Source organism: Paraburkholderia sp. EG304, assembly GCF_046543485.1.
In the GTDB taxonomy this organism is placed as follows: domain Bacteria; phylum Pseudomonadota; class Gammaproteobacteria; order Burkholderiales; family Burkholderiaceae; genus Paraburkholderia; species Paraburkholderia youngii.
In genome coordinates this window covers 1-15,959 of record NZ_JBKGUA010000024.1, presented here as the reverse complement: position 1 = coordinate 15,959, position 15,959 = coordinate 1, and the positions used below count along the sequence as shown (strand labels likewise).

Below are 15,959 nucleotides of genomic sequence, written 5' to 3'. Positions count from 1 at the left end.
AATGTCGTGAAGGCACTTGTACTGGAAGAAGCTCGACGCCTGAGCCTGCGGGACATCGATTTGCCGCTCGCCGTCGGGCCGCGCGACGTCAAGGTCCGCATTCATACCGTTGGCGTGTGCGGGAGTGACGTGCACTACTTCACGCACGGCCGGATTGGGCCGTTCAAGGTCGAGCAACCTATGGTGCTCGGTCATGAAGCATCGGGCACGATCGTAGAGGTGGGTAGCGAGGTGGGCCACCTGAAGGTAGGCGACCGGGTTTGCATGGAACCCGGCGTGCCGCAGTTCGACTCGCGTGCGACCATGCGCGGACTCTATAACCTGGACCCTGCTGTGCGATTCTGGGCCACTCCGCCGGTGCATGGCTGCCTGACACCCTACGTGGTTCACCCAGCCGCGTTCACCTACCGCCTGCCCGACAATGTTTCGTTCGCGCAAGGGGCGATCGTCGAGCCGCTGTCGATCGGACTGCAAGCGGCCACGAAGGCCGCCATGAAGCCCGGCGACGTGGCGGTCGTGATCGGCGCCGGCACCATCGGCGCAATGACGGCACTGGCGGCGCTCGCGGGCGGCGCGTCGCGCGTGATCCTGGCAGACGTCGTGAAAGAGAAATTGCGCCATTTCGCCGGCAATCCCGCGGTGACCACCGCGAATGCCGCCGAGCAATCGCTCGTCGACGTGGTGCGTCGGGTGACCGAAGACTGGGGCGCCGATGTCGTGTTCGAAGCGTCGGGCAACGCGAAGGTCTTCGAAACACTGCTGGATCTGGTGTGTCCGGGCGGTTGCGCGGTGCTGGTGGGCATGCCGCCAGGCCCGGTCGCGCTGGACGTGGTAGCCATGCAAGCGAAGGAAATCCGGCTCGAATCCGTGTTCCGCTACGCGAATATTTTCCCGCGGGCGCTGGCCCTGATCAGTTCGGGAATGATCGACGTCGATCCATTCATCTCCCGCAAATTCGCCTTTTCAGAAGGCATCAAGGCGTTCGAGGAAGCCGCAGCCGGTCGGCCCGAGGACGTGAAGATCCAGATCGAAATGGACTGAATCATGGCGAATATTGTCTGCGAAGGACTGACGAAGCAGTACGACGGGGGGCAGCCGGTGTTGCATCCTCTCGACCTGCACATCGACGAAGGCGAGTTCGTCGTGCTGCTGGGGCCGTCGGGATGCGGCAAATCGACGATGCTGCGCATGATCGCGGGGCTGGAGGAAATCTCCGGAGGCAGCCTGTCGATTGGCGGCCGGGTAGTGAACGATGTGCCTGCACGCGAGCGCAATGTTGCAATGGTGTTTCAGAACTATGCTCTGTATCCGCACATGAGCGTGTACGAGAACATTGCCTTCGGCCTGCGGCGCCTCAAAACGCCCAAGGCGGAGATCGACCGCCGCGTGCGCGAAGTGGCGGCCCTGCTGAATCTGGACGCCCTGCTCGAACGCAAGCCGCGCGCGATGTCGGGTGGCCAGCAGCAGCGCGCCGCCATCGCCCGGGCGATGATCAAGACGCCCTCTGTCTTCCTGTTCGACGAGCCGTTGTCGAACCTCGACGCCAAGCTGCGGGCACAGTTGCGCACTGACATCAAGCGCTTGCATCAGCGCCTCAAAACGACCACCGTCTACGTGACGCACGACCAACTCGAGGCGATGACGCTAGCCGACCGCGTCATTCTGATGCGAGGCGGTCACATCGAGCAGGAAGGCACGCCGACCGAGCTTTACCGGTATCCGCGCACGATTTTTGGCGCGGGTTTTATCGGCACGCCCGCGATGAACTTTCTCGATGGCTCCGTGCAATGCACAGGCGAGCGAGTGACTGTCTCGTCTGCCGCCGGTCACTGGCAGCTACGCGCGAACCGTTTTCGGCGCTTGCAGGACGGGCAGACGATCAAACTGGCAGTCCGGCCTAATTTCGTACGGATTCCAGAATCCGGGACAACGGACGGAGATCTCGTGCTCAACGGTGCGGCGGAGCTCGTTGAAGTGTTGGGCGCGGAAGCGCTCATTACCGTTGACTGCTCGGGTGAACGTGTAACCGCACTGGTTCCGGCGAGTGCCGCGCCTCATACCGGAGATCACGTCAAGCTCGCGTTCCACGAACGCGATCTGCATGTTTTCGACGTCGCGACCGGAGAAAATGTTTCGCTCGAGCCGGCAGATGAGGCGGCGGCGCCCCTACCCGCCGCGCGCCTGCACGCGGCGTCCGGCCTCGGAGTACATTAGCGTGCAAGCGCGCGCATGTCACGCGAAGTGAGAGTTGCTGTGGAGGCGAGAACAATGAATCCGGATCTCGAGTTGGTCCATACCCGTCAGGACGAGTCCTTTCGGGCTTGGGTGCACGACTATCCGCATACGGTCGCGAAATGGCACTTCCACCCGGAATACGAAGTGCACGTGATCCGTGCTTCCTCGGGGAAGTTCTTTGTGGGGGACCACATAGGCGACTTCCAACCCGGCAATATCGTGTTGACTGGCCCGAATCTGCCGCATAACTGGGTGACGGACAGCGACGGCGGTGCCAGCGTGCCGTCCCGCGACCTCGTGCTGCAGTTCTCACGCGATGCTGTCGACAGGATGGTCGCGGCGTTTGCCGAACTCAGTCCTGTGATGGCGCTGATTGACCAGGCGTCGCAAGGCATGCAGTTTCCGGACGCACTCGGCCTCGCCATCGCCCCTGTCATGCAGGAACTCTCCGGTGCGCACGGTGCGCGACGCGTCATGCTGCTGATGTCGATCTTCGATCAGTTAATCGCCTGCAGCAGCAGGAAGCTGCTCGCCGGACCGGCGTACAACGTCAGTGCGCAGCGCTATATGTCGTCGACCATCAACCAGGTACTGTCTTATATCCAGCAGAATCTCGCCGGAAACCTGCGCGAAGTCGACGTCGCAGAAATGGCGGGCATGAGCGTCAGCAGTTTTACGCGTTTCTTCAAACGTCACACCGGCTGCACGTTCATCCAGTATCAGAATCGGCTGCGCCTGAATGAAGCCTGTGAGCTGCTCATGTGTTCGGATCTCGGAGTGACCGAGATCTGCTACCGCGTTGGGTTCAATAACGTATCAAACTTCAACCGGCAGTTTCTCACGCAAAAAGGGATTCCGCCTTCGAGGTTTCGCGCGTTGCACCGACTCAACGACGCTCCGTCACGCGAACACAAGGCTGCGGCCTGAGACCATGCCAGGCGGCGCGGCCGCCTACTCACCGTTGGGAATACACCTTGAGTTATCTGGGAATCGACCTCGGTACGTCCGAGGTGAAGGTAGTGCTCACCGATGCCGACTCGAACGTCATCGCCAGCAGCCGGGCTGGACTGCGTGTCGACAATCCTCACCCCCTCTGGTCGGAGCAAAGCCCTCAGGACTGGTGGAACGCCACGCTCGACGCCATAGCGGCAATCCGCGCCGAGCACCCTCGCGTGTTCGGGGCGCTGCGCGGCATCGGCCTCTCCGGCCAGATGCACGGTGCAACGCTAGTCGATCGCAGTGGCAATGTTCTGCGTCCGGCGATCCTCTGGAATGACACACGCGCATACGCCGAGTGCGTGGAGCTCGAGGCGCTCGTGCCCGATTCCCGCAGTATCACCGGGAATCAGGCCATGCCGGGCTTCACGGCGCCCAAGCTGCTTTGGCTCTCGAAGTACGAGCCCGCTGTCTTTCGTGCCGTGCACAAGGTGCTGCTTCCGAAGGACTACATTGCATGGCGCCTGACTGGCGAGTTTACCTCCGACATGTCCGACGCCTCGGGAACCCTCTGGCTCGACGTCGCGAAACGGGACTGGTCGGACCGCATGCTCTCCGCGATCGGTATGTCGAGAGAGAACATGCCTCGGCTGGTTGAAGGCAGCGAGCCTGCAGCCCAACTGCGGGGAGAACTTCAGCGCGAGTGGGGCCTCGACGGCAGCGTGACGGTTTGTGGCGGCGCAGGTGACAACGCCGCGAGCGCAATTGGCATTGGTGTTGCCCGGCCGGGCGATGCGTTTCTGTCGCTGGGGACATCAGGCGTGCTTTTCGCCGCGACCGACGGCTATGCACCGAACCCGGGGCAGGCGGTCCATGCGTTTTGCCATTGCGTGCCGCAGCAATGGCATCAGATGAGCGTGATCCTCAGCGCAGCGGCGAGCCTGCACTGGCTGTCCGGTTTGCTTAAGAGCAGCGTTGCCGAACTGATCGAGATCGCACCTTCGGGACAAAGCGCCACAGCGCCTATTTTTCTGCCCTATTTGAACGGAGAACGCACGCCGCACAACGATGCCACTGCAAAGGGCATCTTCTATGGCATGACGTCAGCGCACGGTGCTCAGCATCTCGCCTACAGCGTGATGGAAGGTGTCGCGTTCGCGATGGCGGATGGATACGCCGCGTTGCAGGCTGCGGGAACGACGCTGAGCGCCGCCTCGTTTGTGGGCGGTGGCTCGCGCAGCGCGTTCTGGGGGAAACTCTGTGCTTCCGCACTCGGCTTCGAACTCAATCGGAATGAAGGCAGCGAACTCGGCGCGGCACTTGGAGCAGGTCGCCTCGCTCGTCTTGCATGTGAACGGGAAACGCTTGCTGCCGTGGTCAAAGCGCCGGCCGTCGTTGAAAGATATGAACCCGACCCGGCGCTTCGGAGCGTGCTGGGAGACCGGTTCGCACGGTATCGGCGGCTTTATCAGGCATTGAAATCCGAGTTTCGTACCTGACCGGCTCGAGGACATCAGGCGCGAAGCATGCGCCTGGCCATCCGCTGCCGCTTCACGAAACGCTTGCTGACCACCTGGTTGACAGCCGACTCGACGTAGCTCGAGAGGATCGGCTGGCCATGGACCGGTGTCTTGTCCTTCCAAGCCCAGCAGCGCGGGACTCCGACAGCAATTCGGCTATGTCGACGACGTTCGCGGTTTGCCTTTCATGGTGCAATTTCTCTTTTCCGCTTCAAAGCGATGGCTCTTTATCGTCTCCGCGCTGATTCGGTCCTAAATTCGTTACCGGTAACCAACCGCATTGCACGCGCCAAAACCAGTCGCTATACTGGCTCCGCGATCAATTGGCCTGACCAGAATAATTGGCCTGACCGCGGCAGCGATCAATACAGACCGATAGCGGCGCACTGCCAGTGAAGCCGCGTCATGTCGCGAAGAAAAACCATAGGAGACGACAGAATGTTCCGTAGAGGAATCGATGTCAGGGCCGCGCTAGTGCTCGCAGCGTGCATGGTCGGCAGCGCGGCGCACGCACAGGTCGCCCCCGGCGATACGTCGCAAAAGAAAATCGCGCTATCCAACAGCTTCGCGGGCAACGCGTGGCGCCAGTCGATGCTCAAGAGCTGGAACACGGTCGCGCAACAGGCGGTGAGCGACAAGAAGATCGCCGCCGCGCCCGCGTTCACGACCGCTGAAAACCAGGTGACCGAGCAGGCGCAGCAGGTGCAAAACCTGGTCCTGCAAGGCTACAACGCGATCGTGATCGACGCCGTGTCGCCCACCGCACTCAACGGTACGATCAAGAAGGCATGCGCGGCGGGCATCGTCGTCGTGTCGTTCGACGGTGTGGTCGACGAGCCGTGCGCGTATCGCGTCAATTTTGATTTCAAGGGCTGGGCCGAACAGGGCGTCGACTACCTGGCGACCCGCTTGAACGGCAAAGGCAACGTCCTGGAAGTGCGGGGCGTGGCCGGCATCTCCGTCGACAACCTGATGCATGAAGGCGTGCTCGAAGGGCTGAAGAAGCATCCGGGCCTGAAGCTCGTCGGCTCGGTGAACGGCGACTGGACGCAGTCGGTCGCGCAGAAGGCCGTCGCGGGCATTCTTCCGACGCTGCCGCAAGTCGATGGTGTTGCGACCGAAGGCGAGATGTCGTTCGGCATCGCGCAGGCGTTCAAGGCAGCCAATCGACCCACGCCGCCGATGATCATCGGCAGCACCTACCCGGAACTCCAGTGGTGGAACGAGCAGGCGAAGACCGGTTACCAGTCGCGCTCGCTGTCGAACCCGCCGGGCGCTGTGTCGTTCGCGTTCTGGGTCGCGCAGCAGGTGCTCGCCGGCAAGCACATTCCGAAGGACGTAACGATCAACGTGCCGCTGCTCGCAATCTCCGAACAGGAATTGCCGGCGAAGCTCGCAGCGACGCCGCCCGGCGGCCTCGCCGACGTGACCTACACATTACCGCAGACCGTGGCCTTGCTCGACAAGAAGTAAGCGCGTCCGGTCACATCCCAGCAAGCAATTCGAGCAGGCAGTTCGCGTCGCCAGGCATGGAGGCATGTGAATGGGAGCAACATCAAGCATCGAGCAGCAGCGCGCGCTGATTCGCTTCGAAGGCATCGGCAAGGTCTTCGGCCGGGTACGCGCGCTCGCCGACATCGACTTCGCGTTCCAGCGCGGAGAATGCGTCGGGATCGCGGGACACAACGGCGCCGGCAAGTCCACGCTGATGGCGGTGCTGGCCGGCGTCTATCCGCCGACGCAGGGGCGCATCGTCGTCGACGGCCAGCCCGCGCCGCATTACGACGCGAACGCCGCGCGCGATGCGGGCGTGCGCTGCGTGTTCCAGGAGTTGTCGCTGTGCGCGAACCTGACGGTCGCCGAGAACATGACGATCGTGCATCCGCAATTGCGCGGGCGCGGCTGGCGCCGCGAGGCGACCGCGCTGATGCGCGAGAAACTCGATGAAATCTTCCCCGGCAATGGGCTCAAGGGCAACGAGCTGGTTTCCGACCTGACGCTCACGCAACAGCAGATGGTGGAGATCGCGCGCGGCTTCACGGTGACAGACACACCGGTGCGGCTCGTGATTCTCGACGAGCCGACCTCATCGCTCGACGCGCATACCGCCGATCAATTGCTCGCGTTCGTGCGACGCGCCGCGCAACGCGGTATCACGTGCGTACTGATCACGCACATGCTCGGCGAGATCGAGCGTGTCGCGGATCGCGTGGCCGTGATGCGCGACGGCGGCATCGTCGGCGTGTTGCCGCGCGAGGCGTCGAGCCGTGCGGCGATCATCCAGGCGATGGGCCAGCAGCTCGAAGCGGACAAGACCCCCACGGCCGCGCGCTCGAGCAACGCGCGCGGCGGCGAACGCGCGTTCCGCTGGAACGTCGGCGCACATAAGCGCACGTCGATAGAGGCATCGCGCGGCGAGATCGTCGGCTTTGCGGGACTCGCCGGACAAGGGCAGACGGAGGCGCTGCTCGCGATCTACGAGGCCGCGACGCGTCACGGCGCCGCCCGCGTGAAGGCCGCGTTCGTCGCGGGCGACCGCGGCCGCGACGGCGTGTTTCCGGTCTGGTCGATTGCGCAGAATCTGGATCTGCGGTGGCTACTCGGCGGCGCGAAAGCGCGGCGAGGTCTGGTTGATCGCACCGCGGCGCGCGCGCTCGTCGAAGCGTGGCGCACGAAGATCGGCATACGCGGCGCGCCGATGAACGCGGGCATTCTGTCGCTGTCCGGCGGCAATCAGCAGAAGGTGCTGTTCGCGCGCGCGCTCGCGTCGGACGCGGAGTTGATCCTGATGGACGATCCCACGCGCGGCGTCGACGTCGGCACGAAGCGCGATATCTATCAGCTCGTGCACGACGAAGCGCACAAGGGCCGCACCTTCATCTGGTACACGACCGAAAACGAAGAGCTGTCGCATTGCGACCGCACGTATGTCTTCCGCTCCGCCGCGGTCACGCGTGTGCTCTCTGCCGACCAATGCACGGAAGAAGCGCTGCTTGCGGCGAGCTTCGAGGAGCAGGCCGCATGACGCCCGCGCGCTTTACAGTCGAACGCTTCACTGTCCAAAACACTCAGGCGCGCCTGCGCGCACTGCTTCCGGCGATCTCGCTGATCGCGGTGCTGGTGCCGATCGTGATCATGCAGCCTGCGGTGATGAGCTACTTCGGCAGCAGCCTGCTGCTCAATCTCGCGGTGCCGATCGTGCTCGCGACGCTCGCGCAGCTCGCGATCATCACCGTCAACGATCTCGACCTGTCGATCGGTTCGTTCGTGAGCCTGGTCGCGTGCATCGGCGCGACGCTGCTCGCGAAAGAGCCCTGGCTCGGCGTGCTCGCGCTGGTCGGCTGCGTGCTGGCGTATGCGGCCGTCGGCGCGCTGATCGAGCTGCGGCAAATCCCGTCGATCGTCGTGACGCTCGGGCTTTCGTTCGTGTGGAGCGGCCTCGCGATCGTGCTGCTGCCTTCGCCTGGCGGCACGAGCCCCGGCTGGCTCGGCACCGCGATGAACTACCAGACGCCGTTGATCGCGGCGCCGATCGTGTGGTCGGTGGTGATCGCGATCATCGGCCATGTGCTGCTTATGCGCACCTCGGCCGGCGTGCGGATTCGCGGCGCCGGCGGCAATCCCCGCGCGATGCGTCGCTTCGGCTGGTCGCTCGTGCGCAGCAAGGCGACGCTGTACGGGATCGCGGGCATCTTCGGCGTGCTGTCTGGGCTGTCGTTGCTCGGCCTCACGACCTCCGCCGACGCAAATCTCGCGCTGCGCTACACGCTGCTGTCGATCGCGGCGGTGATCCTGGGCGGCGGCGAATTCATCGGCGGACGCGTGTCGGTGATCGGTGCCGTGCTCGGCGCGATAACGCTGACGCTTGCGGCATCGTTCCTCGCCTTCCTCAACATTTCGGCTGACTGGCAGGTCGGCATGCAAGGAGCGATTCTGATCATCGTGCTGTCGCTGCGCGTGCTGCTTCAACGCGGGGAGCGTCAATGAAATCGCAGACTTCGGACAGCGCGATCGGTGCCGGCGACGGCGTCTTCACGCGCTTGAGGGAACTTCAGGCGCCGTGGGCGTGGTCGTTCGTCGGCGCGGTGCTGGTGTGGTTCGGCATCGTCGGCGTGTTCGGCTTCGGCATCGCCAGCAACGTCGCGCAAACGGCGCTCACGTACGGCGTGTTCATGGTGTTGGTCGGTCTCGGACAGATGCTCGTGATCACGTCGGGTGTCGGCAACATCGACCTCTCGGTGCCGTCGACGATCGCCCTCGCCGGCGTGATCGGCATGCACGTGATGGGCGGATCGGACGCGCGCGTCGCCCTCGGCGTCGCAGCCGCGCTCGGCGTCGGCGTCGCGGTGGGCCTCGCGAATTATTTGCTGATCCGGTTGCTGCGCATTCCGCCGATCATCGCGACGCTGTCGTCGAGCTTCATCATCCAGTCGATCGCGATCACGCAAGGCCGGCAGCTGCCGCCGCCGCCGCCCGCGCTCGGCGCGTTCGCGACCGGCCGGTTCGTCGGCGTGCCGTACATCGCGCTTTTTGCGCTCGCGTTGTCGGCGGCGCTCGCGGTGCTGTTGCATCGCGCGGTGTATGGCCGCAGGCTTTCGGCGATCGGGCAGAACGCGCGGGCCGCGTGGCTCGCCGGTGTCGACGTGCACCGCACGCGCTGCGTCGCGTACGTGTTGTGCTCGATGATCGCCGCGCTCACCGCGCTGCTGCTCGCGGCGACTTCGGGCGGCGCGTCGCTCGACATGGGTGTCGAGTACATGCTGATCTCGATCGCCGTGGTCGTGATCGGCGGCACGCTGGTCGCCGGAGGCAAGGCGACGATCGTCGGCGTGTGGGGCGCGTCGATGTTCCTGTACCTCACCAACGCCGCGCTCAATACGCTCGGCGCCGACGCGGGTGTGCGCGCGATCGTCTACGGCGTGCTGATCGTCGCGGTGACGGTCGCGGCCGGCGGAAAGACCGTGCGGTGAAGCCGCGCGAACCCGCATGAACTGCTTTTCGAATCTCCACAAAAAACGAGAGGGGACATGAAATCCAGCGACTACGAAGTGCATGACCCGCGTTTCAGGCGGCTGCTTCAGCCCAACGCGTTCCTGACGCGCGTCACCGATCAGAGCCTGTGGGCCGAAGGACCGGTGTATTTCCCGGCGACCGACCTGCTCGTCTGGAGCGACATACCGAACAACCGGATGCTGCGCTGGGCGCCGGGCATGGGCGTCGGCGTGTTTCGCGCGCCGTCGAACTACAGCAATGGCAACACGCGCGACCGCGAAGGCCGGCTCGTCACCTGCGAGCACGGCACGCGGCGCGTGACGCGCACCGAACACGACGGCAGCGTGACCGTGCTCGCGTCGCACTACGAAGGCAAGCGGCTCAATTCACCGAACGATGTCGTCGTCGATTCGAGCGGCAACATCTGGTTCACAGACCCGGACTACGGAATCCTCAGCGACTACGAAGGGTATCGCGCTGAGAGCGAGATCGGCCGGTGCAACGTTTATCGTGTGTCGGCGGACAGCGCACGAGTGGAACTCGTCAGCGACGAGTTCGTGAAGCCGAACGGTCTCGCATTCTCGCCGGAAGAATCGCGGCTCTATATCGCGGATTCCGCCGCGTCGCACGACGACGACGCGCCGCGTCATATCCGTGTGTTCGACGTGGCGGGCGACGGACGTTTGCGCAATGGACGGGTGCTGGTTGGGATGAAAAGCGGCGTCCCGGACGGCATGCGCGTCGACGAGCACGGCAACGTGTGGACCAGCGCGGAAGACGGCGTGCACTGCTATGCGCCGGACGGCACGCTGCTCGGTAAGATCCTCATTCCCGAGGTAGTCGCAAACCTCACGTTCGGCGGGATCAACCGCAATTGCTTGTTCATCGCGGCGACCTCGTCGATTTATTCGCTTTACGTCGGGGTGCGCGGCGCGGAGCGTTGAAGCGTTACACCATCAAAACAACCGGAGACAAAGATGAAGATGACAACAATCGCCGTAGCGCTGTGCATCGCCGCCGCATCGGCAAGTGCCTCGGCTCAGGTCGCGACGGGCGACACCTCGTCGCAGAAGCTCGCGCTGTCGAACAACTACGCGGGCAACAGCTGGCGCCAGCAGATGCTCAAGAGCTGGGCTAACGTCGCGGACCCCGCGGTCAAGCAAAAGATCGTCGCGGCCGCGCCGAGCTTCACGACTCCCGAAAGCCAGGCGACCGAGCAGGTCCAGCAGATCCAGAACCTTGTTCTGCAGGGCTACAAGGCGATCGTCGTCGACGCCGTTTCGCCGACCGCACTCAATGGCGTGATCAAGCAGGCTTGCGGAGCGGGCGTGACGGTCGTGTCGTTCGACGGAATCGCGACCGAGCCCTGCGCGTACCGAATCGCGGTCGACTTCCAGGGCATGGGCCGCATGCAGGTCGATTACCTTGCGAAGCGTTTGAACGGCAAGGGCAATCTGCTGGAGATCCGCGGACTCGCGGGCGTGTCGGTGGACGACGAGATCCACCAGGGCGTCGTCGAGCAGTTGAAGAAGTATCCCGGGCTGAAGATCGTCGGCTCGGTCCACGGCGACTGGACACAGACGGTCGCGCAAAAGCAGGTCGCGGGCATTCTGCCGACCTTGCCGCAGATCGACGGCGTCGTGACCCAAGGCGGCGACGGCTTCGGCGCCGCGCAGGCGATCAAGACGGCGGGACGGCCGACGCCGATCATCATCCTCGGCAACCGTCAGGAAGAACTCGCGTGGTGGGCCGATCAGAAGAAGAGCGGCTACGAGACGATGTCGGTGACGATTCCGCCCGGCGCGTCGACGTTCGCGTTCTGGGTGACGCAGCAGATTCTGGCCGGCGAGAAGGTGCCGCACGATATCCGGATGCCGGTGCTCGAAGTGAAGCCGGAAGAACTCGATGCGGTGCTCGCGAAGACGCCGGCCGGTGCGCTGGCGAACAAGGAATACACGCGCGGCGAGGTGGTCGCAGTGATTGATGGGAAGAAGTAAGCTGGAGGCGCCTCGAGCACCCACACGGCCATCGCTCTGAGCCACAGACGACGCCCGGATCGTAGGAGCCGCACCGGTGTCTTTGACGGCTACCGGCTATGCGAGCATCGTTTTGGGCAACGCTTCAGCCGCGCGACGGCGCGGCTGGGCGTCGTGCTGACATTCACGAAGCTTTCCTCAAACTCGGCTGTTGCCTGATCTGCTGGAACACTCTGCAGCGCGTGCAGCAGTCTTGATGAAACTGTCTCTTAGGCCGGAGAGACTCTGCTTCGCGGCGTGGCGGGTTACACAGAGTCGACGAATGGAAAATACCCGATAAATTACAAACCCCCAACCGGAGAAGTTTCGCACGATGAACAATAAGTTTGCCTTTCCCCGTGTTTCGATGATCGTCGCAGCTGCGGCGCTGGCCTTCAGCGCGATGTCGGCTGAAGCGCGCGTGTTCCGCGTTGCCGAGGTGCACGGCGACACCTTCCCCACCAATGTGGCGGTGAAGCATATGGGCGAAGAAATCAGCAAGGCGACCAACGGCAAGGACACCGTGAAGGTGTTCGGCAACAGCGCACTCGGCTCGGAGAAAGACACGATCGACCAGGTCCGCATTGGCGCACTCGACATGACGCGTGCCAACGGTGCTTCATTCACCGAGATCGTGCCGGAAATCATGATCCCGTCGCTGCCGTTCCTGTTCCGTGACATCGATCATTTCCGCAAGGTCATGTACGGCCCGGAAGGCCAGAAGATCCTCGACGCGTTCACGGCGAAGGGCATGATCGCTTTGACGTTCTACGAGAGCGGCGCGCGCTCGATGTACGCGAAGAAGGCGATCAAGTCGCCGGCGGACATGAAGGGCCTGAAGGTCCGCGTCCAGCCGTCCGAGCTGGTTGTCGACGAAATCAAGGCGATGGGTGGCATCCCGACGCCGATGCCGACCGCGGAGGTGTACACGGGCCTGAAAACCGGCATCGTGGACAGCGCAGAAAACAACTTCCCGACTTATGAAGAAGGCAAGCACTTCGAAGTCGCCACGGTCTACTCGGAAACCCAGCATACGATGACGCCGGAAGTTCTGGTGTTCTCGAAGAAGGTGTGGGACACGCTGTCGCCGCAGGAGCAGCAGATCATCAAGAAGGCCGCGGCCGACTCGGTGCCGGTGTATCAGCAGTTGTGGACCGCACGTGAAGCCGAAGCGCAGAAGACCGTCACCGCAGGTGGCGCAACGATCATCCCGGCAGCGCAGATCGACCGTGCAGCGTTCGTTAAGGCGACCCAGCCGGTGTGGGCGAAGTACGAAAAGACCCCCGAAATGAAGCAGATCGTCGACGAGATCCAGGCGATCAAGTAAGTCTCGCTCCCTGGCGGCAATGGTCCCGCGAGATTCTTCGCGGGACCTGTAGCGCAACAATAGAAACGGGTGCCAATCGTAACGACTTCCAGCTGCCGCATAACAGCTTTTCTCGGAAACATCTCATTGAGGATAGAACCACCGACCAGTGATTAAATTAATGAGAGTGTATGGGCATGGGATGTGTTCAGCGAGATCCATTCAGACGCCATTCGCAGACTGCATCGTCCAGCGATGGCTCCCAGCGCTGCCAGACCTGCAACATGAGATCGATGCTCCATTTGCAAACTTTCTGGAATCGTGAGATCTGCCAGGAGTATTCCCCTCTTCCGGTTTTTTCCGACGCACTGACCCTTCCTACGCAAGCCTCCGTCAAATCCGATTTGCCAGGTGAGCGCAATTCCAGAGCGAGCACAACCCACTGCTGCCCTCGCCCCCCGACCGGCCTTTTAGGGCAGCAACCAGCGGGCTGAGATGGGCCATCTCGACTACCCATAAGACGACCATTCAATGTGGGCAACGCACCGAGCATGCACCACTGCACGCGTCACTCACACTTGCGAATGCCGGGGGGCAAGCTGTGACGGCCAGGTGTAAAACGACTTCAGCGCTGGTTCGCCTGGCTGACCTTGACGAAATGAGTGCTTACCTGAATGGCGACTTCGCATCCCATGTCACATTTTGTTCCGTCAAGCGCGGGCGCGCCGCTAGCTATATGCTGAGCGCTCGTGACACCAAAGATCTCATTGCCGTTGTCGACAACGACCATTTTTTGCGTAAGCGTGCTCCCATTGTGAAAGTCGAGTCGCAGGTCGCCAGTACAATCCGCATTCACGGTGTATGTGAGCGTTTCGTTGTCCTGGAATGAATCGGGCGGCGAGCCCGGCCTGACTGTGCCGTTGAGCATGGCATAGTCAATCTGTGTGCCGGCTCCGGCACCATCAAATTTCGCAAGGGCAACGCCGTCGATAACAGTGGGAGTGGCGTACCGGTGGAGCATCTGACTCGGTGCGGTCCCCGTGAGGATGCCGAGCGCCTCTCCGTGGACTTTGACGCCGTATGCGCCCCTCAGGCTCGCGGTTGTGCATGCGTGATTCTGCGCCTGGACCACACCGCTCAGTGACGCCAAGATAATCGAGGCGGTTGCGGCTTCTTTCAGTAGCCTGCCAGTCATCTTCGCCTCCTGTCTTTTGCCGATTCAGTCACAAAATAAGTATCTAGTGACCACTGTCGGCGTTGCATTTCGGTAGATGACCGCAGGTAGCCGACACCGAGCGATCCATATTGCCGCTTGCACTTGTGCTCCCTGAAACCCCGCCATATCCGGAGTTACTGCTAGCATTGGTCGATGCCGGTTGCTCATCTTGTTGCGTGGATGCATCCTGAGCTTGGGCCAAGCTCGCAAGCGAGAGAACGCCCAAGAGCGCTGCAGACGCGAAAATTGTCGTCTTCATGGCTTACCTCCTTCAGTAGGAAATCAGGTTCAGTTACGGCGGCTGCTTTGGCCTAGCCGGAGGACGTAGCAGCCGACATCAGTTGCCGATGCACGGATGATCCGTATATGCGTATTCGCGATGCTGTCGGTTCGAGCATGCGTTGGATATGGGGTGGGTTCACTTTAATCTCGGCATCAGGATTAAAACGAGGTCGGTAACGACACTTGAGCTGGAAAGATCGGCACATGGTGTCTACAAGGGGGCGCCCCGATTAACCCAACGATAGTTCGGAAAACCGACGGTGCGCGTGTATGCACTGCGTGTCCCCACCGTTCGATAACAGTGCGGTTTTCGCAATATGCGTGCGAAAAGAGAAGAATTTGAAATATCGCGCGGTGAATTACACCCCCCCTTGTGTCGAATTATGCTGCATTATTTTGCGGAGCAATCCCATCAGTTGTAGTGAGATCGGTTATTTGATGTTCGGCATCAAATGTTCCTTAGTGAGCGAACAAATGCTCGGTGTCGCTTTGCGACTACTCGTTACAGTGACTTCTTAAGAGTACACGCACACGCTGGGAATGGATGCAGGTCGACGCGTTAAACGCGCTGCCAGTGCCGAACGTCGCGTTGGGCGGGCGGTGCTCCAGGCCCCCGGCGCCGCGGGCACAAATCTCCCGCGGGCTTCCGCCACGTGGACCATACATTTGTTCGGCATGTAACAGAACACTTGTTCCCATCGACGTGCTCGTGGACCGCTAACACAATGGGCGTATGCTGAGCGTGACCCTCCGAGGAGGCCTTCGATGGCGTCCAGTACGCAAACTCGATGTGATTCTGATGTGGGCGAAAAACCCGGGGCCAGAATGTCACTGAGCGCAAGCAAAACAGCTCACAAAATCGCGTGCCGCAGATTCGGTGAACTTGTTGATCTTGTCCGAGGGCCGATTGCGGCACTCAGTGCCGAGCAGAATCTCCGCGTCAAACGCGATTTATTGGAATCACTGTCTCGTCGAGCGGTATATTGGATGGCGTTGGCGCTGTTAGGAAGCTTGTTCGAGCTCAAATCTGGCTATTGGATAATACCCGACTATTGGATCAAGGCGTCGGATATTTATCGTTTGTTCCGTGTGGCCTGGATCTTCGGACTGTGGGGGATGGCCGCTCCCATGGCAATATATTTACTGAAAAGGACCATGGCGCTTCCAAAGCACGCGGACGTCAACGCGGTCGAGCAGATGCACGGGGCATGGGCTGCATTGGTCATACTGACATCGGTGTGGTGGGCGGCGGGTAGCTTTGGGTTAATCCCCCTCCAATTCCAGTTTCATGGTACTGGTTCCGGCAGGATTGGCTTCCTGGAGCTGACGCTGTCACTGACCGGCATATTCGAGCCATTCCGGGATCGGCGTAATCGAGCCACCGGATGATCGCCGCAATCGAGCCAGTGCATGATCGGCGCAATCGGGCCACTCGATGATCGGCGTATTGGAGCCAC

13 protein-coding genes and 1 pseudogene are annotated in these 15,959 nt (G+C 62.1%); 13 read left to right on the top strand and 1 reads right to left on the bottom strand.

The annotated features are described in order from the left end of the window. Positions 1-6 precede the first annotated feature (6 nt). From ACLFKU_RS25605 to ACLFKU_RS25550, 12 genes and pseudogenes are all read left to right on the top strand, one after another. Positions 7-1,041: an NAD(P)-dependent alcohol dehydrogenase gene (locus tag ACLFKU_RS25605; protein WP_410850934.1), complete on the top strand. Its 1,035-nt coding sequence runs from the start codon at positions 7-9 to the stop codon at positions 1,039-1,041. Between the two features lie 3 nt (positions 1,042-1,044). After that, on the top strand, positions 1,045-2,214 hold the full coding sequence (locus tag ACLFKU_RS25600; RefSeq protein ID WP_410850933.1) for an ABC transporter ATP-binding protein: 1,170 nt from the start codon (positions 1,045-1,047) through the stop codon (positions 2,212-2,214). 54 nt (positions 2,215-2,268) lie between these two features. Further along, a complete protein-coding gene (locus ACLFKU_RS25595; RefSeq protein WP_410850932.1) occupies positions 2,269-3,162 on the top strand; it encodes an AraC family transcriptional regulator in 894 nt (297 codons plus the stop codon). 47 nt (positions 3,163-3,209) lie between these two features. After that, a complete protein-coding gene (gene xylB, locus ACLFKU_RS25590; protein ID WP_410850931.1) occupies positions 3,210-4,670 on the top strand; it encodes a xylulokinase in 1,461 nt (486 codons plus the stop codon). A 459-nt stretch (positions 4,671-5,129) separates the two neighbouring features. After that, complete coding sequence (locus ACLFKU_RS25585; protein WP_368584253.1) at positions 5,130-6,164, top strand: ABC transporter substrate-binding protein; 1,035 nt, start codon at positions 5,130-5,132, stop codon at positions 6,162-6,164. Between the two features lie 70 nt (positions 6,165-6,234). Continuing rightward, on the top strand, positions 6,235-7,716 hold the full coding sequence (locus ACLFKU_RS25580) for a sugar ABC transporter ATP-binding protein (RefSeq protein ID WP_410850930.1): 1,482 nt from the start codon (positions 6,235-6,237) through the stop codon (positions 7,714-7,716). Continuing rightward, positions 7,713-8,678 (top strand): ABC transporter permease, encoded by a 966-nt coding sequence (locus ACLFKU_RS25575; protein ID WP_152853071.1) that lies wholly within the window; start codon positions 7,713-7,715, stop codon positions 8,676-8,678. Before ACLFKU_RS25580 ends, ACLFKU_RS25575 begins: the two co-directional genes overlap by 4 nt. Then, entirely contained in the window at positions 8,675-9,661 is a 987-nt protein-coding gene (locus ACLFKU_RS25570) for an ABC transporter permease (protein WP_410850929.1), read from the top strand. Before ACLFKU_RS25575 ends, ACLFKU_RS25570 begins: the two co-directional genes overlap by 4 nt. A gap of 57 nt (positions 9,662-9,718) precedes the next feature. Beyond that, positions 9,719-10,627 carry an SMP-30/gluconolactonase/LRE family protein gene (locus ACLFKU_RS25565; RefSeq protein ID WP_410850928.1) on the top strand — a complete coding sequence of 303 codons (909 nt, stop codon included), beginning with the start codon at positions 9,719-9,721 and terminating at the stop codon, positions 10,625-10,627. A gap of 33 nt (positions 10,628-10,660) precedes the next feature. Next, positions 10,661-11,680, top strand: coding sequence for an ABC transporter substrate-binding protein (locus ACLFKU_RS25560; RefSeq protein WP_410850927.1), 1,020 nt, complete (start codon positions 10,661-10,663; stop codon positions 11,678-11,680). A 149-nt stretch (positions 11,681-11,829) separates the two neighbouring features. Continuing rightward, positions 11,830-11,916: pseudogene (locus ACLFKU_RS25555) on the top strand (IS5/IS1182 family transposase); the annotation flags it as partial. Between the two features lie 116 nt (positions 11,917-12,032). Further along, entirely contained in the window at positions 12,033-13,025 is a 993-nt protein-coding gene (locus tag ACLFKU_RS25550; RefSeq protein ID WP_368584257.1) for a TRAP transporter substrate-binding protein, read from the top strand. Between the two features lie 604 nt (positions 13,026-13,629). On the opposite strand, the gene ACLFKU_RS25545 is transcribed toward ACLFKU_RS25550, so the two are convergent. Further along, positions 13,630-14,199, bottom strand: a complete 570-nt coding sequence (locus ACLFKU_RS25545; protein WP_410850926.1) for a hypothetical protein — start codon at positions 14,197-14,199, stop codon at positions 13,630-13,632. A gap of 1,068 nt (positions 14,200-15,267) precedes the next feature. Here ACLFKU_RS25545 and ACLFKU_RS25540 point away from each other — a divergent pair. Continuing rightward, positions 15,268-15,891: a hypothetical protein gene (locus ACLFKU_RS25540; RefSeq protein WP_410850925.1), complete on the top strand. Its 624-nt coding sequence runs from the start codon at positions 15,268-15,270 to the stop codon at positions 15,889-15,891. Positions 15,892-15,959: the final 68 nt, after the last annotated feature.

What these genes read in the sequence shown, in the direction of transcription:
- ACLFKU_RS25580 (WP_410850930.1), top strand. Translation starts at nt 6,235, where the DNA reads ATGGGAGCAACATCAAGCATCGAGCAGCAGCGCGCGCTGATTCGCTTC.
- ACLFKU_RS25575 (WP_152853071.1), top strand. Translation starts at nt 7,713, where the DNA reads ATGACGCCCGCGCGCTTTACAGTCGAACGCTTCACTGTCCAAAACACT.
- ACLFKU_RS25585 (WP_368584253.1), top strand. Translation starts at nt 5,130, where the DNA reads ATGTTCCGTAGAGGAATCGATGTCAGGGCCGCGCTAGTGCTCGCAGCG.
- ACLFKU_RS25545 (WP_410850926.1), bottom strand. Translation starts at nt 14,199, where the DNA reads ATGACTGGCAGGCTACTGAAAGAAGCCGCAACCGCCTCGATTATCTTG.
- ACLFKU_RS25550 (WP_368584257.1), top strand. Translation starts at nt 12,033, where the DNA reads ATGAACAATAAGTTTGCCTTTCCCCGTGTTTCGATGATCGTCGCAGCT.
- ACLFKU_RS25595 (WP_410850932.1), top strand. Translation starts at nt 2,269, where the DNA reads ATGAATCCGGATCTCGAGTTGGTCCATACCCGTCAGGACGAGTCCTTT.
- ACLFKU_RS25540 (WP_410850925.1), top strand. Translation starts at nt 15,268, where the DNA reads ATGGCGTCCAGTACGCAAACTCGATGTGATTCTGATGTGGGCGAAAAA.
- ACLFKU_RS25560 (WP_410850927.1), top strand. Translation starts at nt 10,661, where the DNA reads ATGAAGATGACAACAATCGCCGTAGCGCTGTGCATCGCCGCCGCATCG.
- ACLFKU_RS25600 (WP_410850933.1), top strand. Translation starts at nt 1,045, where the DNA reads ATGGCGAATATTGTCTGCGAAGGACTGACGAAGCAGTACGACGGGGGG.
- ACLFKU_RS25570 (WP_410850929.1), top strand. Translation starts at nt 8,675, where the DNA reads ATGAAATCGCAGACTTCGGACAGCGCGATCGGTGCCGGCGACGGCGTC.
- ACLFKU_RS25565 (WP_410850928.1), top strand. Translation starts at nt 9,719, where the DNA reads ATGAAATCCAGCGACTACGAAGTGCATGACCCGCGTTTCAGGCGGCTG.